Annotated in this window: 19 protein-coding genes and 2 tRNA genes; 15 read left to right on the forward strand and 6 right to left on the reverse strand. The window is 70.3% G+C overall.

Annotated features, from left to right (window positions below):
- The first annotated feature begins 37 nt into the window (after window positions 1–37).
- Genes ABIA38_RS30360 through ABIA38_RS30370 form a run of 3 tightly spaced genes read left to right on the forward strand, consistent with a single transcriptional unit; the run spans window position 38 to window position 3,480 of the window.
- The gene (locus ABIA38_RS30360; protein WP_424642067.1) at window positions 38–2,008 is read left to right on the forward strand and encodes a TerD family protein; all 1,971 of its coding nucleotides are present in this window, start codon (window positions 38–40) and stop codon (window positions 2,006–2,008) included.
- A 7-nt stretch (window positions 2,009–2,015) separates the two neighbouring features.
- Window positions 2,016–2,702, forward strand: coding sequence for an AIM24 family protein (locus ABIA38_RS30365; RefSeq protein ID WP_424642068.1), 687 nt, complete (start codon window positions 2,016–2,018; stop codon window positions 2,700–2,702).
- Between the two features lie 22 nt (window positions 2,703–2,724).
- Window positions 2,725–3,480: an AIM24 family protein gene (locus tag ABIA38_RS30370; RefSeq protein ID WP_424642069.1), complete on the forward strand. Its 756-nt coding sequence runs from the start codon at window positions 2,725–2,727 to the stop codon at window positions 3,478–3,480.
- A 107-nt stretch (window positions 3,481–3,587) separates the two neighbouring features.
- Here ABIA38_RS30370 and ABIA38_RS30375 read toward each other — a convergent pair whose 3' ends face one another.
- Window positions 3,588–4,118: an NUDIX hydrolase gene (locus tag ABIA38_RS30375; RefSeq protein WP_424642070.1), complete on the reverse strand. Its 531-nt coding sequence runs from the start codon at window positions 4,116–4,118 to the stop codon at window positions 3,588–3,590.
- Window positions 4,115–5,596: a zinc-dependent metalloprotease gene (locus ABIA38_RS30380; protein ID WP_424642071.1), complete on the reverse strand. Its 1,482-nt coding sequence runs from the start codon at window positions 5,594–5,596 to the stop codon at window positions 4,115–4,117. Before ABIA38_RS30380 ends, ABIA38_RS30375 begins: the two co-directional genes overlap by 4 nt.
- A gap of 263 nt (window positions 5,597–5,859) precedes the next feature.
- On the opposite strand from ABIA38_RS30380, the gene ABIA38_RS30385 reads away from it, so the two are divergent.
- From ABIA38_RS30385 to ABIA38_RS30400, 4 genes are all read left to right on the forward strand, one after another.
- Complete coding sequence (locus tag ABIA38_RS30385) at window positions 5,860–7,062, forward strand: NAD-dependent epimerase/dehydratase family protein (protein ID WP_424642072.1); 1,203 nt, start codon at window positions 5,860–5,862, stop codon at window positions 7,060–7,062.
- 102 nt (window positions 7,063–7,164) lie between these two features.
- Window positions 7,165–7,587 carry a molybdenum cofactor biosynthesis protein MoaE gene (locus tag ABIA38_RS30390; protein ID WP_424642073.1) on the forward strand — a complete coding sequence of 141 codons (423 nt, stop codon included), beginning with the start codon at window positions 7,165–7,167 and terminating at the stop codon, window positions 7,585–7,587.
- 124 nt (window positions 7,588–7,711) lie between these two features.
- Window positions 7,712–7,948, forward strand: a complete 237-nt coding sequence (locus ABIA38_RS30395; RefSeq protein WP_424642074.1) for a hypothetical protein — start codon at window positions 7,712–7,714, stop codon at window positions 7,946–7,948.
- A gap of 47 nt (window positions 7,949–7,995) precedes the next feature.
- Window positions 7,996–9,048: a YlbL family protein gene (locus ABIA38_RS30400; protein ID WP_424642075.1), complete on the forward strand. Its 1,053-nt coding sequence runs from the start codon at window positions 7,996–7,998 to the stop codon at window positions 9,046–9,048.
- A 25-nt stretch (window positions 9,049–9,073) separates the two neighbouring features.
- Here the strand turns inward: ABIA38_RS30400 and ABIA38_RS30405 are convergent, their stop codons facing one another.
- Entirely contained in the window at window positions 9,074–9,616 is a 543-nt protein-coding gene (locus tag ABIA38_RS30405; protein WP_424642076.1) for a PPA1309 family protein, read from the reverse strand.
- Between the two features lie 153 nt (window positions 9,617–9,769).
- On the opposite strand from ABIA38_RS30405, the gene ABIA38_RS30410 reads away from it, so the two are divergent.
- Together ABIA38_RS30410 and ABIA38_RS30415 are read left to right on the forward strand one after the other, a co-directional pair.
- Window positions 9,770–12,805 carry a UPF0182 family protein gene (locus tag ABIA38_RS30410; RefSeq protein ID WP_424642141.1) on the forward strand — a complete coding sequence of 1,012 codons (3,036 nt, stop codon included), beginning with the start codon at window positions 9,770–9,772 and terminating at the stop codon, window positions 12,803–12,805.
- 110 nt (window positions 12,806–12,915) lie between these two features.
- Window positions 12,916–12,989 (forward strand) — tRNA-Met (locus ABIA38_RS30415).
- Between the two features lie 122 nt (window positions 12,990–13,111).
- Here the strand turns inward: ABIA38_RS30415 and ABIA38_RS30420 are convergent.
- Window positions 13,112–13,384: a hypothetical protein gene (locus ABIA38_RS30420; protein ID WP_424642077.1), complete on the reverse strand. Its 273-nt coding sequence runs from the start codon at window positions 13,382–13,384 to the stop codon at window positions 13,112–13,114.
- 297 nt (window positions 13,385–13,681) lie between these two features.
- Here ABIA38_RS30420 and ABIA38_RS30425 point away from each other — a divergent pair.
- The 3 genes from ABIA38_RS30425 to ABIA38_RS30435 all read left to right on the forward strand — a co-directional run bounded on the left by ABIA38_RS30425 (window position 13,682) and on the right by ABIA38_RS30435 (window position 17,878).
- A tRNA-Met gene (locus ABIA38_RS30425) sits at window positions 13,682–13,758 on the forward strand.
- A gap of 141 nt (window positions 13,759–13,899) precedes the next feature.
- Window positions 13,900–15,843: a tetratricopeptide repeat protein gene (locus tag ABIA38_RS30430; RefSeq protein WP_424642078.1), complete on the forward strand. Its 1,944-nt coding sequence runs from the start codon at window positions 13,900–13,902 to the stop codon at window positions 15,841–15,843.
- Between the two features lie 577 nt (window positions 15,844–16,420).
- A complete protein-coding gene (locus ABIA38_RS30435; RefSeq protein WP_424642079.1) occupies window positions 16,421–17,878 on the forward strand; it encodes a catalase in 1,458 nt (485 codons plus the stop codon).
- A 63-nt stretch (window positions 17,879–17,941) separates the two neighbouring features.
- Here the strand turns inward: ABIA38_RS30435 and ABIA38_RS30440 are convergent, their stop codons facing one another.
- Together ABIA38_RS30440 and hisN are read right to left on the reverse strand one after the other, a co-directional pair.
- Window positions 17,942–18,343 carry a cyclic nucleotide-binding/CBS domain-containing protein gene (locus tag ABIA38_RS30440; protein WP_424642080.1) on the reverse strand — a complete coding sequence of 134 codons (402 nt, stop codon included), beginning with the start codon at window positions 18,341–18,343 and terminating at the stop codon, window positions 17,942–17,944.
- Window positions 18,344–18,473: 130 nt separating this feature from the next.
- Window positions 18,474–19,274 (reverse strand): histidinol-phosphatase, encoded by an 801-nt coding sequence (gene hisN / locus ABIA38_RS30445; RefSeq protein WP_424642081.1) that lies wholly within the window; start codon window positions 19,272–19,274, stop codon window positions 18,474–18,476.
- A gap of 195 nt (window positions 19,275–19,469) precedes the next feature.
- Between hisN and ABIA38_RS30450 the strand changes: the two genes are divergently transcribed.
- The 3 genes from ABIA38_RS30450 to ABIA38_RS30460 all read left to right on the forward strand — a co-directional run bounded on the left by ABIA38_RS30450 (window position 19,470) and on the right by ABIA38_RS30460 (window position 21,950).
- Window positions 19,470–19,967 (forward strand): hypothetical protein, encoded by a 498-nt coding sequence (locus ABIA38_RS30450; RefSeq protein WP_424642082.1) that lies wholly within the window; start codon window positions 19,470–19,472, stop codon window positions 19,965–19,967.
- Between the two features lie 104 nt (window positions 19,968–20,071).
- On the forward strand, window positions 20,072–21,181 hold the full coding sequence (locus tag ABIA38_RS30455) for a ferritin-like domain-containing protein (protein ID WP_424642083.1): 1,110 nt from the start codon (window positions 20,072–20,074) through the stop codon (window positions 21,179–21,181).
- 79 nt (window positions 21,182–21,260) lie between these two features.
- Window positions 21,261–21,950, forward strand: a complete 690-nt coding sequence (locus ABIA38_RS30460; protein WP_424642084.1) for an HAD family hydrolase — start codon at window positions 21,261–21,263, stop codon at window positions 21,948–21,950.
- Window positions 21,951–22,006 lie beyond the last annotated feature (56 nt).

Consider the following 22,006-nt stretch of genomic DNA (forward strand, 5'->3'; position numbering starts at 1 on the left):
CCGCCGGTGGCGGAAAAGCGGGGAAGGGAGCCACACAGTGGTCGAGTTCAGGAAGGGACAGAAGTCGAAGCTGTCCGACCTGACCGCGGGGACCGATCTGTACGTCGGGGTGCAACTGGACAGCCCCGGGCTGACGTTCGACATCGCGTGCTTCGGGTTGGACGCGAGCGAACGGCTGTCCGACGATCGGTACTTCATCTTCTTCAACCAGCCCAAGTCGCCCGAGGAGTCGATTCAGCTCCTCGGCGCGCAGGCCGGCGACACCGAGTCCTTCCGGGTCACCCTCGACCGGGTTCCGGCGAGTGTCAACAAGCTCGCGTTCACCGCGACCGTGGACGGCGACGGGGTGATGTCCCAGGTCGCCTCGGGCTACCTGCGGATCGTGGCGGGCGGCCAGGAGGTCGCGCGCTACTCGTTCACCGGGCGCGAGTTCAGCACCGAGCGCGCGGTGATGATCGCGGACCTCTACAAGAAGGACGTCTGGCGCTTCTCCGCGGTCGGGCAGGGCTTCGACGGCGGGCTGCGCGCGCTCCTGGAGAACTTCGGCGGCGAGGTGGCCGAGGACGAGCCCGAGCCGGCGCCGAAGCCGGTGCCCGTGCCGCCCGGTGGCGCCCCCGGCTTCGCACCGCCCTCGGGCGGGCCGCCGCAACATCAGCCCGCGCCGTCCTTCGGCCCACCCGGCGGCGGGCCGCCGCCCGCGCCCCAGCCGGTGGGCACGATGCCGATCGCCGGCGGCCCGCCGCAGCCACCTCTCGGCGGGCCGCCGCCGCAGTACCAGCAAGGTCCGGGCACGCCCGCGCACGGTGCGCCCGGTGGCTACCCGCCGCCCCCCGGTCCGCCGCAGCCGCCGTACCAGCAGGGTCCCGGTACACCTCCGCATGGCGCCCCCGGCGGCTACCCGCCGCCGCCCGGCCCGCCGCAGTACCAGCAGGGCCCCGGCACACCGCCGCATGGTGCGCCCGGTGGTTATCCGCCGCCCCCCGGCCCGCCGCAGCCGCCGTACCAGCAGGGTCCCGGTACACCGCCGCACGGTGCTCCCGGTGGTTATCCGCCGCCGCCCGGGCCGCCCGGTCCCGGTGGCTACCCGAACCAGATGCCGCACCAGGGGCACATGGCGCCGCCCGCGCCGCCCGGCACCGGTCAGCCCGGTGGCTACCCGGCGCCGGGCCCGCCCGGACCCGGCGGATATCCCGGCCCGGGGCAGCCCGGCCAGATGCAGCCCACCCTCCAGATGCCGGTACCCGGCGGCCCGATGCCACCCGGCCCGATGCACGGCGGGCCCATGCCGCCCGGGCCGGTCCAGGGCGGCCCGCCCGGACCGCCCCCCGGCGTCGGCCTGGCCACGCCCGAGCCGGCCTTCCAGTACGGCATCGAGCAGTACCGCGAGGTGCCCGCCGGTGGTCGCTGGGCCCAGCAGAACCCCAAGATGGTGCGCGTCGACGTCTCCGGCGGCAAGGTGATCGCCCGACAGGGCGTGATGGTGGCCTACCAGGGCGACGTGAAGTTCAAGTTCCAGGGCCAGAGCCTGCGCAGCCGGTTCGACAACCGGCAGACCGGCCAGTCCCTCGAACTGATGCGCTGCGAGGGCAACGGGGAGGTGTTCCTCGCCGAGGACGCGGCCAACCTGCACCTGGTCGAACTCCAGGGCAACAAGTTGTTCGTCAACGTGGCCAACGTGCTCGCCTTCGACGAGGGACTGACCATCGAACCGGCCCGGGTCGAGGGCGCCGGCATCCCCGGCGGCGCGCTGTTCGCCCAGACGTTCAGCGGCCAGGGCACGGTGGTGGTCAAGACCAAGGGCATCCCGCTGGTGTTGCCCGTGCAGGGCCCGACCTTCGCGGACAGCAACGCGATCGTGGCCTGGACCGACATGGACGTCTCCACCACGACCCAGATGCGGCTGCGCCGTACCGCGTTCCCCGGACACAGCGGCGAGACGGTCAACCTGCAGTTCCGGTGCCCGCCGGGCACCAACAACTTCATCGTCGTCCAGCCCTACGAGGTGTGAGGGGAACATGGATCAGCAACTGATCGCCGCGTACGGGCAGACCGCCCCCCAGGCCCGGATGAGCGCGCACGGCCACAAGATCTGCCGGGTCAACATCCAGCCCGGCGCGCCCGGCGTGCTGGCCAAGCAGGGCTCGATGATCGCCTATGAGGGCTACATCCGGATGGCCGGCTACGGCCAGGGCATCCAGCGCCGGGTGACCAGCGGGCTCACCGGGGAGCGCATGCAGTTGATGAGCTGCACCGGCCAGGGGGACATCTACTTCGCCGACTACGGCGCCGACGTGGCCATCATGCAGCTCAACCCGGGCGAGGGGCTGTCGGTCAACGCGAGCAACATCCTCGCGTTCGACGAGACCCTCGAACACCGGATCAAGATGATCAGCGGGGTCACCGCCAAGTTCAGCGGCAACGGCATGTTCAACATGGAACTCTCCGGCCAGGGCTGGGTGGCGATCACCACGCGCGGCACCCCGGTGGTGCTCAACCCCGCCGAGCGCGAGACCTACGTCGACCCGGACGCGCTGGTCGCCTGGAGCACCAGCCTCAAGGTCGGCACCAAACGCTCGATGCGGCTCGGCGGCATCGTTGGGCGTGGTTCCGGCGAGGCGATGCAGGTGTCCTTCAAGGGCAACGGCTTCGTCGTCGTGCAACCGGCCGAGGACGCCACCGACCGTTTCCACATGCGCGGCTGACCGCGAGCGAAGGAGGAACACCGTGCAGAGCTCGCTTTTCGGCCACGCGCCGGTCCAGACACCCGAGCGATTCAGCTTGCAGAACGAGCACATGCTCAAGGTCCAACTCGGCAACGGCCTCCCTGACCACTGCCTGGCCCGGGTCGGCTCGATGGTCGCCTACCAGGGCGCCATCGACTTCGACGGCAACCTGCGCACCGGCGCCGAACAGCAGGCCGCCGCGGCCACCGGCGAACAACTCCAGCTGATGCGCGCGTACGGCACCGGCACCATGTGGCTGGCCAACATGTCCCAGTCGATCCACGTACTCGACCTCGACTTCGAGGGGCTGAGCGTGGACGGGCAGTACGTACTGGCCCTGGACAGCACGCTGAGCTGGAACGTGGTGGCGATCGAGAGCGCGCAGTCGGTCGCCGGCGCCGGTTCGTACAACCTCGACATCAGCGGCAACGGCAAGATCGCGCTGATGACCTCGGGCAAGCCGCTGATCATGCGGGTCACCCACGGCGCCGAGGTGTTCGCCGACTCCGACGCGGTGATCGCGTGGAGCACCCGGTTGTCGATCAGCATGCAGGCGCAGACCAACTCGGCGCGGATCTACCGGCGTCGCCGGGGCACCGGCGAGGGCTGGAACATGGCCTTCATGGGCGAGGGCTACGTCGTGGTCCAGCCCAGCGAGCTGCTCCCGCCCGCCGAGTTCATCGTCGAGGGCGGCTACCTGGCCCGCCGCGGCCTGGGCCAGGACGGCGGCGTGCGCGGCAACACCTGGGGTCAGTAGCAGCCGGCGTCGGTAGCAGCTGGGATCAGTGGAAGACCGAACGAGGGGCGCCCGACCGATCGATCCCGGTCGGGCGCCCCTCGTGGCGTTTCGGCGCGCGGCGTCGCTCAGCGCACCGCGCGGGCCCGGGTCACCAGCGCGCGGACCGAGTCGTCGGTCTCGGTGGGCAGCGCGTCGAACCCGAACCAGCGCAGGTCCAGCGACTCCTCGCTGATCACCTCGGTCGCGCCAGCCGGAGCCAGCGCCGCGTACTGCACGTCCAGGTGCACCGCGCACGGGGTGTCGTGCCGGTCCAACAACACCGGCGCGCCGGCCGCGAGCAGAGTCAGGCCGGTGATCCCGGACTCCTCCCGAGCCTCGCGCAGCGCCGCGTCGGCCAACGTGCGATCACCCGGCTCGCAGTGCCCGCCGGTTTGCAGCCACTTGCGGACCTTGGCATGCAGGGTGAGCAACACCCGACCGCCGACCGGGTCCACGATCAGCGCGCTCGCCGTCACGTGCGCGTGGCGGCAACTCTTGAGCATGCCGTCCCGATGCGCGGCAAGGTGCGCCAGATAGTCCAGGCGCAGCCGCTCGCCCCGGTCGTCGGGCGCGTCCCACTTCGCCAGTACGTCGACGGCGTCGAGCCGAAGGCTCACGCGTCGGGGCCCTTCTTGTCGTCCCGGCCCTTCGACTCGTCGCCACCGTCGCGGGACTCGCCCGGCTTGTCGCCCGGCTTCTCGTCGGTCGCCTGGTCACCCGCCTTGCCCGGGTCGCCGGTCGACTCCAGCCGGTCCAGGTCCGCGTCCAACTCGGCGTCCAGGCCGGACAGGTCCAGCTCGGCGTGGTGCACGAAGCCGTCCGGGTCGTCCAGGTCGTCGGCGGTCGGCAGCAGGTCGGGGTGCTGCCACACCGCGTCCCGCCCGTCGATGCCGCGCGCGTCGGCCAGCGAGGCCCACAACCGCGCCGCGTCCCGCAACCGGCGCGGGCGCAGCTCCAGGCCGACCAGCGTGGCGAAGGTCTGCTCGGCCGGACCGCCGGTGGCCCGCCGCCGGCGCAGCGTCTCGCGCAGCGCGCCCGCCGAGGGCAGCCGGGGTGCGGCGGCGCTGTGCACGACCGCGTCCACCCAGCCCTCCACCAGCGCCAACGCGGTCTCCAGGCGGGACAGCGCGATCTTTTGCTCCGGCGTCTCCTCGGGCTCGAACAGGCCCTGGGAGAACGCCTCCTGGAGTGCCTCGGGGTTGCTCGGGTCGATCCGACCCGCGGCCTCCTCGAGCCGGCTCATGTCCACCTTGATGCCGCGCGCATACGCCTCGACCGCGCCGAACAGGTGCTGCCGCAGCCACGGCACATGCCCGAACAGCCGCTGGTGCGCGGCCTCGCGCAGCGCCAGATACAGCCGCACCTCGTCCTGCGGCAGGGAGAGCCCCTCGCCGAACGCGGTCAGGTTGGCGGGCAGCAGCGCGGCCTTGCCTGCCGGTCCGATCGGCAGCCCGATGTCGGTCGAGCCGACCACCTCGCCGGCCAGCGCGCCGAGCGCCTGGCCGACCTGGGCGCCGAACATCGCACCGCCCATGCCGCGCATCATGCCGAGCAGCGGCCCGGCCATGCTCTGCATCTCCTCGGGCATCATCTCGCCCATGGCCGCGACCACCCGGGTGGCCAGCGGTTCGACCAGCGCGCGCCACTGCGGCAGCGTCGCCTCGATCCACTCGGCGCGACTCCAGGCCGCGGTGGTGCTCACCCCGGAGGGCAGCGAGGTGGCCTCGTCCAGCCACAGCTCGGCCAGCCGCACCGATTCCTCGACGCCTGCGCGCTCGACCGCGCCGATCGACGCGTCGCCCTGTTGGGACACGGTCTGCCGGGCGATGTCCCGGGCCAGGTCCCAGTTGACCGGGCCACCCTCGTAGGACAGCAGCTTGCCCAGCTGCTGGAAGGCCGCGCCCAGGTCGGCCTGGTTCATCTGCCCGAACAGCGCGCCGAACGGATTGTTCGGGTCGCCGCCGGCCGCCGCGAAGCCGAACGGGTCGTTCGGGTTCGAGCCGCCGGAGCCCCCCGAGCCACCCGAGCCGCCGCGCGGCCGGTCGGGATCGTCGTCGCCCGAGGCCTTGCCGAAACCGAAGGGGAAGTCAGCCATGGTTGGGCCCCTCTACGTTGTCCACGTGCGCGGCGCCCTCGGGCCCGACCACTCGATGCTGACTCACGGTTACCTCGTCTCGCTCGGCCGGCCCGCCGTCCCGACCGGAGGCAACGCCGCAGGAGCGCCGATTCGCGCCTGGCGTGAAGATCACCACAACACCTCCGGCAGGATGGATCGCGGACACTGACAGGAAAGGCAAGCAGTCGCGCGTACCTTTCTTGACGAACCGCTCGTACCAAACTAACCACGGGAGACCGCCAGTGAGTTCCCAGCCCCCACGCGTTCGCTCTGGGCGGAGCGGGCGGGAGAGCACGAGCGAAGGCACCGGGACCGACGCCTCGGACACCGCCGCGGCCGGCGGCACCGAGGCTGCGGGCCGGCCCTCGGCCACCAGTGTGCCCCGGGTGCGCCCGGTCGTCGCGGTCACCGGCGCCGCCGCCGGGCTCGGCCATCGCGTCGCGTCCCTGCTGGCCGCGAACGACCAGGTCAAGCGGCTGATCGCGATCGACGAGCGGCGCGGCGAGATCCCCGGCGCGCAGTGGCGGATCATGGACGTCCGCGACCCCGCGCTGGCCGGGCGCCTCGAGGGCGTGGACGTGGTCGTGCACCTCGCGCTCGACATGTCGCTCGACTCCGAGCCGCGCGCCCGCGGCGCGCGCAACGTGCGCGGCACACAGACCGTGCTGACCGCCGCCGCCGCGGCCCGGGTGCCCCGGGTGGTGTTGTGCACGTCGGCGATGGTCTACGGAGCGCTGCCGGACAACGACGTACCGCTCGCCGAGGACGCGCCGCTGCGCGCGACGGCGGACGCCTCCCTGGTCGGCGATCTGCTCGAGATCGAGGAACTGGCCGAGCGCACCCCGCGCGCGCACCCGCACGTCAAGGTCACCGTGGTGCGCCCGGCCACCCTGGTCGGCGGCCCCGAGGCGGACAGCGTGATGACCCGGCACTTCGAGGCGCCGCGCCTGCTCGTGGTCTCCGGCGGGCAGCCGCGCTGGCAGTTCTGTCACCTGGACGACCTCGCCTCCGCGTTGGAGTTCGCCGCGCTCGGCCGGGTCGAGGGCGTGGTCACCGTCGGGTCCGAGGGTTGGCTGGAGCAGGAGGAGATCGAGGAGCTGTCCGGGATGCGCCGGATGGAACTGCCCGCGTCGCTGGCCCTGGGCACCGCCGAACGGCTGCACCGATTGGGCATCACCCCGGCCCCGGCGGGCGACCTCGCGTACACGATGCACGGCTGGGTGGTGTCCTCCGAGCGACTGCGCGCGGCGGGCTGGCGGCCGGTGTGGACCAACGAGCTGGCCTTCGCCGCGCTGCTAGAGGACGTCGCCGGCCGGCATGCGCTGGTCGCCCGCCGACTCGGCCGCAAGGACGCCACCACGCTCGGTGCGGCCGGTGCCACCGTGGCCCTGGTCGGCACGGCCGCGATCGTGCGCAAGGTGCGCCGCCGACGCCGGGGTTTTTGACCCGCGCTCCCCGGGATGCCGGTCGGCCCGGTGCACGCCGCCGCACGCCGGTGGGGGACCGGGCCGGCCGGTGCCGGTGCCCGGCGCGCGATACTGCCCGGTATGGACGTCATTCGCATCGCCGAGATCCGCGACACGCCGCTGTCCGTCGACGAGGTTTTCGCCGCCGTCGGCGACCCGTCGGCCGGCGGTACGGACCTGTTCGTCGGCACGGTCCGTAACGCCGACGGCGGTCGTACGGTCACCGCGCTCGAATACTCCGCGCACCCCTCGGCGACGGCCGAACTGCGCCGGGTGATGGACAAGATCGCGGCCGACCTGCCGGTGCTGGCGATGGCGGCGGTGCACCGGGTGGGCCGGTTGGAGATCGGCGATCTCGCGGTCGTGGTCGCGGTCTCGTGCCCACACCGCGCGGAGGCGTTCGCGGCCTGCCGGCGACTGATCGACGACCTCAAGCACGAGGTACCGATCTGGAAGCTCCAGCACTTCACCGACGGCGACGCGGACTGGGTCGGCGCCTGCTGAGGTCGATACCGACCCCACTCGCCTCTTTATGCACATACGCCACGGAGCAATGGGAATGCACCATTAGCACCACATACATATGATTTAAGCCTTCAGCCTCCCTCTCGTTTGGACGGGGTACGTCATGGCGTCTGTCGCGTGGTGGTGGGCCATCCCGGGGATCGCACTGGTGGTCGGCGTGAGCTGGGCCGCGTGGACCTGCCGGTCGTTTCGCACCCCGAGCATGCGCGACTCGATGTCCGACTTCGCGGAGTGGAGCGCGGCGCTCGACCGGGTCCGCGCGGCCGGCCCGGTCCGGCCCGACCCCACCCTCGATGCGCCCGGCGAACCGCTTCCGGAATCCGGCCGCGAAAACCCGTGACCGCCCGGGCCGCACCGCGCGAAACCGGGTGCCGTAGGGTCGGGCGCATGTCGCGCCGCACCGCCACACTGGTCGTCTCCGGGCTGTTGCTCCTGGCTTTGGCCTGCGCCGTGCTGTTCGCGCCGGTGCCCTACGCCGAGCTGACCCCCGGGCCCACCTACAACACGCTCGGCGACGAGGGCGGCAAGCCGGTCATCGAGATCTCCGGCCACGAGACCTATCCCACGACCGGCCACCTGAACATGACCACCGTGTCGGTGACCAACAAGTCGTACAACATGCCGCTGCTCGACGCGCTCGCCGGCTGGGTCAAGGACGACGCGGACGTGGTGCTCAAGAAGTCGCTCTACCCCGACAACAAGTCGGCGGCCGAGGTCGAGCGGGAGAACGCCGAGGAGTTCAGCTCCTCGCAGGAACACGCCAAGGTCGCCGCCTTCGCCGCGCTGAACATCCCGATCGAGAAGCAGGTGATCGTCGCCACGGTCGCCAAGGACGCGCCCGCGCTCGGCAAGCTGCACGCCGGCGACATCATCGTGGCCGTGGACGGCACCCCGATCGGCCGGACCGAGGACGTCGCCGCGGCGATCACCAAGCACCAGGCCGGTGACACGGTCACGCTCACCGTCGACCCGGCCGACGCCCGCGGCACCCGGCGCGACGTGCAGGTGGTCACCCGGCGGGCCGAGGACGACGGTCGGGCGCTGGTCGGCATCACGCCGGGCATCCTGCCCAAGTTCCCGTTCAAGGTGGAGATCCACCTCGAGGACGTCGGCGGTCCCAGTGCGGGCATGATGTTCGCGCTCGGCATCATCGACAAGCTCAGCCCCGGCGACCTGACCGGCGGCAAGTTCGTGGCCGGCACCGGCACCATCGACGACGCGGGCAAGGTCGGCGCGATCGGCGGCATCCAGATGAAGACCATCGGGGCCCGCCGCCAGGGCGCCAAGTACTTCCTCACCCCCAAGGCCAACTGCGCCGCCGCCGCGCAGACCAAGCCGGGCGGGCTGACCCTGGTCCAGGTGGAGACCCTGACCGACGCGCTCAAGGCCCTGGAGACGATCCGCACCGGCCGGGGCACGCTGACGGAATGTCATGCGTGACCGGTGCGGACCCCCGCGGCGCGGACTAGTCCTCGTCGCCCTCCCCGAACGTGGCCAACAGCGCCTCGGCCAGCCCCGGCACCAGATCCGCGCCGGAGAGCACCTCGGAGTCGTCGTCCTTGTCCCGCAGCCGCACCGCCGACTCGCGCGAGCCGTCGCGCAACACCCCGACCGCGAGCCGGACCTCCTGGCGCTGCGGGTGCGCCGCCACCCAGTCGTGGATCTCCCGATCACTGCCCACCGCGGGCATGCTCGCCTCGGCGGCCGGCGGCAACATCAGCCGCTCCACCACCAGCGCGCAGCCGAGTACGGCCTCCGGCCAGGCGATACTCGCCAGGAATTCGTCGATCGCGACGTTGTCCGGGATCTCCTCCTGCTCGATCGGCGTAAGGGTGTCGATGGGCGCGTCACGGTCGGCGGACAAGCCGAGCTGCGCCGCGAGGTCGGGTTCGGTACGGGCCAATTCCGCGGTGTCCACGAGCGCGTAGAGGCGGGCCTGCTGGTCCCAGCCGTACGCCGCCACGTGGCGTTCGATCTCGACGAGGGCCTGGGTGAGTGCAACGGTCATGACCCCATCTTCCCGTCTGTTCCCCACGGTGGATCACGAGCCTGTATCGGCCGTGTCTGTGGGGAACCACGTCCCCACTCGGTAAGTTGACCCATCGAGCGCCGACCGGGCGCGTCCAGGTAATGATCGAGGTGCGCACCCTTGGTTTTTCAGATGCCCGAACGAGGCGGCTCAGGTGGCCGTCGGATCAGATTGGGAGCTCCGTCCCGCAGGTCCAGAACCCTGCTCCTGACGCTGGCCATCCTCGTGGTGATCGTGGTCGCGTGGGTGCTGTTCGCGAATTTCTGGACGGATTGGCTCTGGTACAAGTCGGTCGGCTACGGAAACGTATTCACGACCAAACTGTGGACGCGCATCGGGTTGTTCCTGGTGTTCGGTCTGCTCATGGCCGCGGCCGTCGGCGCCAACGTCTATATGGCCTACCGGCTGCGTCCCGCCTTCCGGGGGATGTCGCTCGAACAGCAGAGCCTCGACCGCTACCGGTCGGCCATCACGCCGTTCCGCAGCTGGCTGCTGATCGGCCTGTCGGTGATCATCGGCATCATCGCCGGGACCTCGGCGTCGGGGCAGTGGAAGACCTGGCTCCAGTTCGTGAACGGCGTCTCGTTCGGAACCAAGGATCCGCAGTTCCACAAGGACGTCTCGTTCTACGCGTTCGATCTGCCGTTCTACCGATTCCTGATCAATTTCGCGTTCGTCGCGGTCGTCGTCGGCCTCGTCCTCGCGGTGATCACGCACTACCTCTACGGCGGACTTCGGGTGCAGAGCCCGGGGTCGCGGGCGACGCCGGCCGCGCAGGCGCATCTTTCGCTGCTGCTCGGCCTTTTCGTGTTGTTCAAGGCCGTGGCCTACTGGCTGGACCGCTATTCGCTCGCGGTCTCGTCCGGTGATTTCAAGCAGGCCTCGCAATTCACCGGCCTGCGCTACACCGACGCGCACGCGGTATTGCCCGCGAAGACGATCCTGTTCATCGTCGCGCTGATCTGCGCGACGCTGTTCTTCGTCAACGTCTTCCGCCGCACGTGGGCGCTGCCGATCATCGGCTTCGGCCTGATGGTGCTGTCCGCGGTGCTGATCGGCGGGCTCTACCCGGCGATCGTCGAGCGCTTCCAGGTCAAGCCGAACCAGCAGGCCAAGGAAGCCAAGTACATCGAGCGCAACATCCAGGCGACGCGCGACGCGTACGGCATCGACAAGGTGGAGCCGGAGAAGTACGACGGCAACGTCGAGGCCAAGCCCGAACTGCGGGACCAGGCCGCGAACACGGCCAGCATCCGGCTGCTCGACCCGAACATCGTCTCGCCGACGTTCAACCAGATGCAGCAGCTGCGCCAGTACTACGGTTTCCAGACCACGCTCGACGTCGACCGCTACATGATCGACGGCAAGATGCAGGACACCGTGATCGCGCTGCGCGAGCTCAACCCCAAGGGTGGTCAGACCCACAACTGGGTCAACGACCACACCAAGTACACCCACGGCTACGGCGTCGTCGCGGCCGAGGGCACCCGGGTCGACCGCGAGGGCAAGCCCGTCTACATCGAGGGCAACATCCGTACGGACGCCCAGGAGGCGCAGACGCCCAGCCCGCTGGGCCCGTACCAGCCGCGGATCTATTTCGGCGAGTCGACCACCGAGTACTCGATCGTGGGCGCGCCGAAGAACACCACGCCGACCGAGGTGGACTACCCGACCGACACCGCGTCGGGCCAGGCCACCTACACGTACAACGGCAAGGGCGGCGTGCCGATCGGCGGCATGTTCAACAAGCTGTTGTACGCGACGAAGTTCCAGGAGGGCAACATCCTGCTCTCCGACACGATCAACAAGGATTCCCGGATCCTGTACAACCGCACGCCCAAGCAGCGGGTCGAGGCGGTCGCGCCGTGGCTGACCATCGACGGCGACCCGTATCCGGCCGTGATAGACGGCAAGGTGCAGTGGATCGTCGACGCGTACACGACCAGCAACGGCTATCCGTACGCCACCCGCACCACCCTCGGCCAGGCCACCGCGGACTCGCTCAACGCCGAGGACCGGGCCCGCGGCGCGGTCGGCAACACCGGCAACGTCAACTACATCCGCAACTCGGTCAAGGCCACGGTCGACTCCTACGACGGCTCGGTCAAGCTCTACCAGTGGGACGAGAAGGACCCGGTCCTGAAGACCTGGATGAAGGCCTTCCCGAACACGGTCAAGAAGAAGAACACCATCCCGCCCACCCTGATGGAGCACCTGCGCTACCCGCAGGACCTGTTCAAGGTGCAGCGCGATCTGCTGACCCGGTATCACGTGACCGACCCGCGGACGTTCTTCAACGGCTCCGACTTCTGGAAGGTCCCCAAGGACCCGACCGGGGTGGCGCCGGGCTCGGGCGACCAGCCGCCGTACTACCTGTCGATGAAGATGCCGGCGCTCGCGGGCGCCGCGCCCGACGCGCAACAGTCGTTCCAGCTGACCAGCACCTTCGTGCCCAAGGAACGGCAGAACCTGGCGGCCTTCATGGCGGTCAACTCGGAACCGGGATCACCGGGTTACGGCAAGATCAGACTGCTGAGCCTGCCGCCGAACACCGCGATCCTGGGCCCGGACCAGATGCAGAACCAGTTCAAGTCGAACGCCGCGGTCGCCACGGTGATCAACATCCTGCAGCGCGGTGACTCGGTGGTCGTCTACGGCAACCTGCTCAGCCTGCCCGTGGGCGGCGGCATGTTGTACGTGGAACCGGTCTACGTCCGGGCGAACGCGCCGGGGTCGTATCCGGTGCTGCAGAAGGTGCTGGTGTCCTACGGGGGCAGTATCGCCTTCGAGGACTCCCTCGACCAGGCGCTGAGCAAGGTGTTCAGCGGGACGCCGACGACCACGCTGCCACCGACCGACACCGGTACGCCGCCGGCCACCGGTACGCCACCGGCGACCGGCACACCGCCGGCGACCACGCCGGAGAACCCGACGGTCAAGCAGGCGCTGGACGAGGCCAGTCAGGCGCTCAAGGACGCCGACGCGGCGATCAAGGCCGGCGACTTCGCCAAGTACGGCGAGGCGCAGAAGCGGCTCCAGGCGGCCGTGAACAAGGCCATCGCGGCCGAGGCGGCGGCGAAGCCGGGAGGCGGTACACCACCGGGTACACCGCCCTCGACGCCACCGGCCGGCGGCACACCACCGGCCTCCACGCCGCCGAAGCCGTGATCGTCGGCGCGTGACGCATCGGGCGGGCCCGTCCCCTTCGGGGGGCGGGCCCGTCGCGTTATCGATTTGGTGTCAGGCGAGAGGTCCCGTAAGCTCAAGGCACAACGCATCGCGGGGTGGAGCAGTTCGGTAGCTCGCTGGGCTCATAACCCAGAGGTCGCAGGTTCAAATCCTGTCCCCGCTACTTGGGAAGAACGCAAAAGGCCCGGTTCCTCGGAACCGGGCCTTTTGCGTTCGGGTCTTTTGTGTTGGGTTGTGCTTTTTCGGATGTGCTTTCGGTGGCGCACGAGCTGAGGGCTTGGCGGCCTAGAGCGCGATCTGGCGGCGGCGCTTGGCGCGCAGCGGAGCCATCAGGGTGACGCGCGCCAGACGGTGGGTGCCGCGCTGTTCGGTACGCGGAACCAGGCTCTGGATGATGGCGGCCGATTCGCGACTGTCGGCCGTCTCCTGGGTGGAGGCGCGGCCGATCAGGGCGAGGTGCCGTTCGAGGCGCTCGCCCATGCTGCTTCGGCCTACGTCCATCGGCGGAACCGGGACTCGGCGCGGCATGCTCGGATGGTCCATTCCTGATATGACCACGACGCAGACCGTACCCCATCGGGGGCACGCCGTGACGGCTTCCGGACCCATCTCGAGACCCGATCGTGTCCGCGAATGGCCGACCGGTCGCTTGTGGCGCAAACGAACTCCCGGGCAACCAGGGGTAATTGGGAACAAAGGGGAGTCGTTTCGGGGTCGGGACGGGATCGGGCAGGTTCACTCCATGGTCTGAATTCGGCCGCTCTCCCGGGTGGTCGCCGGCCGCGGTCGGTACGGGCGGGCGCCGGAGGGGATTTGCCTGGCGCGTCGGCGCTGCCGTACAGTTGTGTCTACCGACGCGGGGTGGAGCAGCTCGGTAGCTCGCTGGGCTCATAACCCAGAGGTCGCAGGTTCAAATCCTGTCCCCGCTACCACATCGAAGGGCCCGGTCAATCGACCGGGCCCTTCGTGCGTGTGCCGACAAAGGGCGTTCCCCGACAATTCGGCCGGGGGTCGGGTCGGCTGTTGCCGAATCGCGACTGCATGGATGTGGCCCGAGATGCCACGATGGACTCATGGGGGCGTGGAAGGGACATCGCGGACGGCGGGGGGAGCACCCACCGCCGGAGCCGGACGTCTTCGAGACCGTGCCGGAGGGCCCCGACACCGTGGTCCTGGACCGCGGTCGGGCGGCTGCCGCGACGGCTCCCGAACATCCCGACGACTACGCGGTCCTGGTCCCGTTCCGGCCGCGCCGGCGTGGTCCGGGGGGCAGCGTCGAGGGTCACGAGGCGTTGGACCGGCACGAGTCGGCGGAGTTGGAGCGGCGCTACCGGGAACGGGCCGGGCGCAGTCCCTCGGCGGCGAACAGTCTCGCGCTGATGTTGCTGGAGCGCGGCGAACAGGACGAGGCCGCCGAGCTGTTGCGGCGGGCGGCCGAGGCGGGGCATCGCGGCGCGGCGACCAACCTGGGCGTACTGATGCACCGTCAGGGGCGCGATGACGCGGCGTCGTTGTGGTGGCATCGGGCGGCCGAGGCGGGCAGCCGGATCGCGGCCTTCTCGCTGGGCGCGCTGCTGCTCGATCAGGCGGACGCGGCGCGGGCGAGTGCGGGTGTGGGCGCGGGGGCCCCTCGTGATTCGTCCAGGCAGCACGACCTGTCCGGGCAGGGCGTCTACTGGCTGCGGAACGCGGCCGAGGCCGGGCATGTGCGGGCCGCGCTCACGTTGGGCGAGTTCTTCGAGGAGACCGGGCGTCCCGGCGCGGAGCGGTGGTATCGGCGGGCGGCCGAGGCGGGGCATCCGGAGGCGGCGTATCGGCTCGGGCGGATGGGACAGGAGCGGGACGACGAGCGGGCGGCGTCGACGTGGTTCCTGCGCGCGGCCTCGTGCGGACATGTCCGGGCCGCGGTGCGGTTGGCCACGTCGCTCGAGCGGGCGGGCGATCTCGCCGAGGCGATCAAGTGGTATCGGCTCGCGGCCGAGGAGGGCGACGCGGAGGGCGCCCGGGCACTCGGGTTCCTGCTCCAGGACGAGGGCGATGTCGAGGGCGCGGTGCGCTGGTGGCAGGTCGCCGCGGAGAGCGGGGACGGTACGGCGGCCAATGCGCTCGGGGCCTGGTTCGCGGCCGGTGGGCGCTCCGGCGAGGCGGCGCGGTGGTACGAACGGGCCGCGGCGGCGGGGGAGTGCAACGGGGCGTTCAACCTGGGGCTGTTGCACGCCGAGCACGAGGACGCGGCGGGGGCGGAGCGGTGGTTCCGGATGGCGGCCTACGCGGGTCATGGGGACGCGGCCAACGCGCTGGCCGGGCTGCTCCTCGAGCGTGGGGACGACGAGGAGGCGCGGATATGGTTCGCGCGGGCCGCCGAGGCGGGCAGCGTGGACGGCTCGTACAACCTGGGCATCCTGCACGCGCGCGCCGGGCTCGACGACGCGGCCGAGGCGTGCTGGCGGCGGGCGGCGGACGCGGGGCACGCGGACGCGGCCTTGCAGATGGGGCTGTTGCTGGAGCGTCGGGGGGACGCGGAGGGGGCGGCGCGGGCGTACGAGACGGCGGCTCGGGCGGATCGGCCGACGGCGGCGTTTCGGCTCGGCGCGATGCTCGCGGGTGCGGGGGAGGCCGGACAGGCGGAGCGCTGGTACGCGGTGGCGGCCGATGCGGGGCATGTGACGGCGGCGTTGCGGTGTGGCGTGTTGTGTGCGCGGCGGGGGGAGGACAAGGCGGCGGCGCGGCGGTTCAAGGTCGCGGCCGAGGCGGGGAGCGTCTCCGGGGCGTGGAATCTGGCGCTGCTGCATCTGCGGCACGGCGATCCGGACGGGGCCGAGCCGTGGTTGACGGTGGCCGCGCGTGGGGGGCATGGGCGGGCGGCGTTGCGGCTGGTCGTATTGGCGCTGCATCGTGGGGACTTGGCCGATGCGGAGCACTGGTGTGGGCCGGCGGTGGCGCATGGGCCTGCGGAGGTCGCGGCGAAGGCGCAGCGGCTGTTGGACGCGTTTCGGGCGGAGTCGCTGGCGAGTTGAGCCGCGGGCTGGGTCGTTGTTGGGTTGGTGTTGCCGTTGCCCTCAAGCGCCGGGCGGGCTGAGGTCGGGCCTGCGGCGTGGTGTTGGGCCGGGTTGGGGTGTCCTCAAACGCCGGACGGGCTGAATTTGGTTGCCGTTGGGCTGGATCGCTGTGGTTGGGCGTTGGGTGCGCCGGGTGTCCTCAAACGCCGGACGGGCTGATTGGTTGGTTGCCATCGGGCTACGGGCTGCGGCTGGGCGTTTTGTTGTGTTGGGACGTCCTCAAGCGCCGGACGGGCTGGGGCGGTTGCGCTTGGGCTGGGTGGCTGCGGCGTGGTGTTGGGCCGAGTTGGGGTGTCCTCACGCGCCGGACGGGCTGAATTTGGTTGCCGTTGGGGTCGATCGTTGCGGTTGGGCGTTGGCGGCGCTGGGTGTCCTCAAGCGCCGGACGGGCTGATTGGTTTGGGTGCCATCGGGCCACGGGCTGCGGTTGGACGTTGGGTTGGACTTGGTCTAAGTGTTGATCTGGACAAAGTCTAAGTTTGGTTCTAGGTTGGGTGGCGGAGCGCGGTGTGGGCTACGTCGAGGGAGATGGATCGTGTCGCAGCGGGTGGATGCCTTGACCACCGAGTCGGGTGCGGTGGTTGCGGACAATCAGAACAGTCAGGCCGCCGGGGTCGGTGGGCCGTTGTTGGTGCAGGATCAGTATTTGATCGAGAAGCTTGCCCGGTTCAATCGTGAGCGGATTCCGGAGCGGGTGGTGCATGCCCGAGGAGCGGGGGCGTTCGGGTATTTCGAGGTGACTGCGGATCTGTCGCGGTTTACTCGGGCGCATTTCCTGGGGGAGGTCGGGCGGCGTACCGAGGTGTTTACTCGGTTCTCGACCGTGGCCGGCAGCCTCGGGTCGGCGGATGCGGTGCGGGATCCGCGTGGGTTTGCGGTGAAGTTTTATACGGCGGAGGGGAATTATGATCTGGTCGGGAATAATACTCCCGTATTTTTCATCAAGGACCCTCTGAAGTTCCCGGATTTCATTCATACGCAGAAGCGTGATCCGTACACCGGGAGCCAGGAGGCGGACAACGTCTGGGACTTCTGGGGGCATTCGCCGGAGGCGATCCACCAGGTCACCTGGCTGTTCGGAGACCGGGGGATCCCGGCTTCGTATCGGCACATGGACGGGTTCTCGTCGCATACCTACCAGTGGGTCAATGCGGCGGGCGAGGCGTTTTGGGTGAAGTATCACTTCAAGACCGATCAGGGCATCCGGAATCTGACGAGCGAGGCTGCGGCGGCGCTGGCCGGGGCGGATCCCGATTCGCATCAGCGGGATCTGCTCAATGCGATCGATGGCGGTGCGGCTCCGTCGTGGACGTTGAAGGTGCAGATCATGCCGGTCGGCGAGGCGGCGAATTACCGGTTCAATCCGTTCGATCTGACCAAGGTTTGGCCGCGCGCGGATTATCCGTTGATCGAGGTCGGGCGGTTGGTGCTGGATCGTAATCCGGAGAATGTTTTCGCGGAGGTGGAGCAGGCGGCGTTTTCGCCGGCCAACTTCGTGCCCGGGATCGGGCCGAGTCCGGACAAGATGCTGCAGGGGCGGTTGTTTGCCTATGCCGACGCGCAGCGTTATCGGGTGGGGATCAACCACACGCAGCTTGCGGTGAACGCGCCGCGGGCGGCCGTTGCGCGCAATCACGGGCGGGACGGGGCCATGGCCGGCAATCCCGGTGGGCGGGCCAAGAACTACGAGCCGAACAGCTTCGGTGGTCCGGATGAGAGCGGTGCGCCGTTGTGGGCGCCGAGCGAGGTGGCCGGGTTCACCGGGACCCACGCCGCACCGGCGCACGCCGAGGACGACGACTACGTGCAGGCCGGCAATCTCTATCGGCTGATGGACGCGGACGAGCGGGGCCGGCTGGTGGCCAACATCTCCGGGTTCCTGGCGCAGGTCTCCCGCGACGACATCGTCGATCGGGTGGTCGGGCACTTCCGGGCCGCCGATCAGGACTACGGCGACCGGATCGAGGCGGCGGTCAAGGGCCTACGCGCCTGACCTCCATGCCCCACAGCGCGCCGCCCGGTACCTGATCCGCGAATCGGTATCGGGCGGCGTCCGTCAACCCACCAACTCCTGGGTGCGCTGCGCCTCGTGGATCTGGCAGCGGACGATGTCGCGGACCGAGATGATGCCCAGCACGTCGCCGTCGTCGAGCACGATCAGGTGGCGGAAGCCGCCGCGCGTCATCGCCGTCGCCGCGTCCGCGAGCGACCACGAGGGGGTGGCGAAGACCACGTTCGAGGTGAGGTGGTCGCCGGCGAACTCGGTATCGGGGTCCTGGCCGGCGCCGATCGAGGTCAGGATGTCGCGCTCGGTCAGGATGCCCAGGCCGGACGTCTCCGGGTCGATCACCACCGCCGCGCCGATCTGCCGGGCGGACATCAGGCGCGCCGCGGCGCGCAGGGTGTGGGCCGGGCCGATGGTCAGAACGATCGTGCTCATGCCGTCGCGGACGAACATGTGACACCACCTCCGTCGGGTGTGCAACCGATACGGGCGAGTGCGCTCGAGAAAGTTTTCACAAGTTCACAAGCCCTGTTTTCACATGGTCACATGCCCGGGAAGGTCAAGGGAAGGTATATGGACCCGGTTACTCCTTCGGAGTGAGCGGGTCACCGAGTCGATTCAGCAACTCGTCGTGCAGCAGACCGTTGGAGGCGGCCGCGGTGCCGCCCGCCGGGCCGGGGGTGCCGTCGAGCGCGCCGAACCGGCCGCCGGCTTCCTCGACGATCACCGAAAGCGGCGCCAGATCCCACAGGTTGACCTCGGGCTCGGCGCAGATGTCCACCGCGCCCTCGGCGACCAGCATGTACGACCAGAAGTCGCCGTAGGCGCGGGTGCGCCAGCAGGCCCGGGTCAGGTCCAGGAAGTCGTCCAGCCGGTCGCGCTCCTCCCAGCCGCCCAGGCTGGAGTACGCGAACGACGCGTCCTCCAGCGCGGCCACCTGCGACACCCGGCAGCGCGAGGCCTGGGACAGGCTGCGCCCGGTCCACGCGCCCGCGCCCTTGGCGGCCCACCAGCGGCGGCCCAGGGCGGGTGCGGAGACCACACCCATCACCGACTCGTCGCCGTCCATCAGCGCGATCAGCGTCGCCCACACCGGCACGCCCCGGACGAAGTTCTTGGTGCCGTCGATCGGGTCGATCACCCAGCGGCGGGGGCCGTGTCCGGTCGAGCCGAACTCCTCGCCGAGCACCGCGTCGCGCGGGCGTCCGCGCCCGAGTTGGTGCCGGATGATCTCCTCGGCGGCCTTGTCCGCGTCGCTGACCGGGGTCATGTCCGGCTTGGTCTCGACCCGGAGGTCGAGCGCCTTGAAGCGGTCCATGGTGGTCGCGTCGGCGGCGTCCGCGAGGACGTGGGCGAAGCGCAGGTCGTCGTCATAGCCGGGCATGACACGAACAGTACTGGCGCCTCGCCGAAGCGTCCGCGCGCCCCGCGCCCATGCCACGCACTTACGCGCCGTCGCCGTGGCCTCGTACGCTCGTTATGCAGACACGAAAGCGCGAACAGCGACAGTCGACAACCGTTCATCGATCCTGCGCGTGTTACGGGTACGAGTCGATGGCGGAGGGGGTGCGGGACCGCGATGGCACTGTTCGGGGTCGGGCGCAGGGCAGCACACGGCAAAGAGGCCGTACCGGGACCCGGTCTCGTCCAACCGCGTCGAAGTCTGGACGGTTGGACACTGGAGGGTACTCCGCTCGCGGATCGCTTCGAGCCCGAGGAACTGCGCGAATTGGGCACGCTGTTGCACGGTGTCGGGGCCGAGATGCGGACCGCGTGGACCTACGAGCGGGCCGCCGACCTGCTCGAGCGCGCGGGGGAGCGACCGCAGGCGCTGGCCGTGGTGGAGGTGTGGTTCGCGCTGCCCGAGGAGGTGCGCCGGGCCAGTCCGGCCGCGACCCGAGCGTTGGGCCGGCGTCGGCAGCGGCTGCGCGGTCGACTCGGCGGCCCGCCCGCGCCGACCGCGGCCATCCCGGCGCAGGGCCGGGCCGTGCCGCCGCCGGTGGTGATGCCGGCCAAACCGGCCAGCCCGCCGCCGGTGGCCGGCGAGGTGCGGACCGGGCAGGCTACTCGGCAGTAATCGGTTGCCGCGCGGGGGTTCCGGTCGGCGCGAGGAAGGCGTAGGACAGCGGGTAACGGCATTCGCCGACCGCACGTCACACGTCTCTCGCGAGGAGAACGCCCGTGTCGACGCACGACCTTTACGCGCTGCCCGCCGACATGACCGTCTGGGAGGTCCCCGCGTCGGGGGCGGCCCGCTTCAACTGGGAATACGACGAGGGGCGCGACCGGCTCCTCGCGCTGTACGCCAAGGGCAAGGACAAGCAGTGGGACGCCGCCCGGCGGATCGAATGGGATCTGCCGGTGGACCCGATGAACCCGCTGGGCATGCCCGAGGAGTTGCACACCCTCTACGGCACCCGCAGCTGGAACATGATGTCGCAGCGCGAGCGCGACGAACTGGGCCGGCACGCGATCGCGTGGCAGTTCAGCCAGTTCCTGCACGGCGAACAGGGCGCGCTGATCTGCAGCGCGCGAATCGCCGAGTCGGTGCCCGACATCGACGCGAAGTTCTACGCGGCGACCCAGGTGATGGACGAGGCCCGACATGCCGAGGTGTACGCCCGCTTTCTCAAGGAGAAGGTCGGGCTGTACTACCCGATCAACCCGCACCTGAAGTCGCTGCTGGACGACACCCTTTCGGACGGCCGCTGGGACTTTCCGTACCTGGGCATGCAGGTGTTGGTGGAGGGCCTGGCGCTGGCCGCGTTCGGGATCCTGCGGGACCTGACCTCGGTGGCGCTGCCCAAGCAGATCCTGGCCTACGTGATGCAGGACGAGGCCCGGCATGTGGCCTTCGGGCGGATGGCGTTGCGCGACCACTACCGCGAACTGACCGACGCCGAGCGCGCGGAGCGCGAGGAGTTCGTGGTCGAGGGGTGTTACCTGATGCGCGACCGGCTGCGCGATGAGGAGGTGTGGGAGAACTTCCAGATAGACAAGGCCGAGGCGCGCGAGGCCACCGAGAACTCCGAATACCTGCGCGAGTTCCGCCGGTTGTTGTTCAGCCGGATCGTGCCGTGCATCAAGGACATCGGCCTGTGGGGACCCAAGGTACGCACCACGTTCGCCGAGATGGGTGTGCTGGACCTGGGCGACGCCAACGTCGAGCGGCTGATGCGCGACGACGAGGACCAGGCCGAGGCCCTGGACCGGGACCGGCGCATCCGCGCCGAGGAGCGGGCCCGGGCGGCCGAGGTCGCGGACATGGTGGAGTCGGGTGCGGAGGGGTAGCGCCGATATCGCGCGCCGGGGGCGTCCGAGTCGCGGGCACGAAAGGGCCGAAGGCGGGGGAGCGGGCTAGATTTTCGGTATGACCGATCTTGTACGTTCCCGTCCGCCCGCGTTCGTCTTCGACCTCGACGGCACCCTCGTCGACAGCGTCTACCACCACGTCATGTCGTGGCAGGAGGCACTCAGTGAGGCCGGCATCGACCTGGCGATGTGGCGCATCCATCGCAAGATCGGGATGAGCGGCGGACTGTTCGTCAAGGGCATCCAGCGCGAGACCGGGATCGACCTCTCCCCGGACCAGGTGGAGGCGTTTACCGACGCGCACGGGCGCCACTACGCCGCCCGGGTGCCGTTCGTCGAGCCGCTGCCCGGCGCGCCGGAACTGCTGCGTCACCTGACCGAGGTGGGCATCCCGTGGACCATCGCCACCAGCGGGCGGCGGGCGGGCGCCGAACCGATGCTGGCCAAGCTCGGCGCGCCCGCCGACCTGCCGATGGTCACCCGCGACGAGGTCGCCCGGGCCAAGCCGGACCCCGATCTGTTCCTGGCCGGCGCGGCCAAGCTCGGCGTGGACCCGGGCCAGTGTGTCGTGGTCGGGGACAGTATCTGGGACCTGCTGGCCGCCCGGCGGGCCGGCTCGCTCGGGGTGGGCCTGCTCTCCGGCGGCTACGGCGCGGACGAACTCGAACGTGCGCACGCCTTCCGGGTCTACGACGAGCCGGGCGACCTGCTCGCGCACATCGACGAACTGGGCGTGCGCGGCGACTGACCGTGCGCACGCATCCGGGTGATCCTGGCCGGCAAGGCGTCCCGGGCCGGACCCGA

This window comes from Embleya sp. AB8, from assembly GCF_049739465.1.
Lineage (GTDB): Bacteria > Actinomycetota > Actinomycetes > Streptomycetales > Streptomycetaceae > Embleya.

Excerpts from the sequence above, each read along its gene's own strand:
- ABIA38_RS30395 (WP_424642074.1), top strand. The coding sequence starts at position 7,712 with ATGGCGTCTGTCGCGTGGTGGTGGGCCATCCCGGGGATCGCACTGGTG.
- ABIA38_RS30430 (WP_424642078.1), top strand. The coding sequence starts at position 13,900 with ATGGGGGCGTGGAAGGGACATCGCGGACGGCGGGGGGAGCACCCACCG.
- ABIA38_RS30410 (WP_424642141.1), top strand. The coding sequence starts at position 9,770 with ATGCCCGAACGAGGCGGCTCAGGTGGCCGTCGGATCAGATTGGGAGCT.
- ABIA38_RS30400 (WP_424642075.1), top strand. The coding sequence starts at position 7,996 with ATGTCGCGCCGCACCGCCACACTGGTCGTCTCCGGGCTGTTGCTCCTG.
- ABIA38_RS30450 (WP_424642082.1), top strand. The coding sequence starts at position 19,470 with ATGGCACTGTTCGGGGTCGGGCGCAGGGCAGCACACGGCAAAGAGGCC.
- ABIA38_RS30390 (WP_424642073.1), top strand. The coding sequence starts at position 7,165 with ATGGACGTCATTCGCATCGCCGAGATCCGCGACACGCCGCTGTCCGTC.
- ABIA38_RS30365 (WP_424642068.1), top strand. The coding sequence starts at position 2,016 with ATGGATCAGCAACTGATCGCCGCGTACGGGCAGACCGCCCCCCAGGCC.
- hisN (WP_424642081.1), bottom strand. The coding sequence starts at position 19,274 with ATGCCCGGCTATGACGACGACCTGCGCTTCGCCCACGTCCTCGCGGAC.
- ABIA38_RS30405 (WP_424642076.1), bottom strand. The coding sequence starts at position 9,616 with ATGACCGTTGCACTCACCCAGGCCCTCGTCGAGATCGAACGCCACGTG.
- ABIA38_RS30440 (WP_424642080.1), bottom strand. The coding sequence starts at position 18,343 with ATGTTCGTCCGCGACGGCATGAGCACGATCGTTCTGACCATCGGCCCG.
- ABIA38_RS30460 (WP_424642084.1), top strand. The coding sequence starts at position 21,261 with ATGACCGATCTTGTACGTTCCCGTCCGCCCGCGTTCGTCTTCGACCTC.
- ABIA38_RS30380 (WP_424642071.1), bottom strand. The coding sequence starts at position 5,596 with ATGGCTGACTTCCCCTTCGGTTTCGGCAAGGCCTCGGGCGACGACGAT.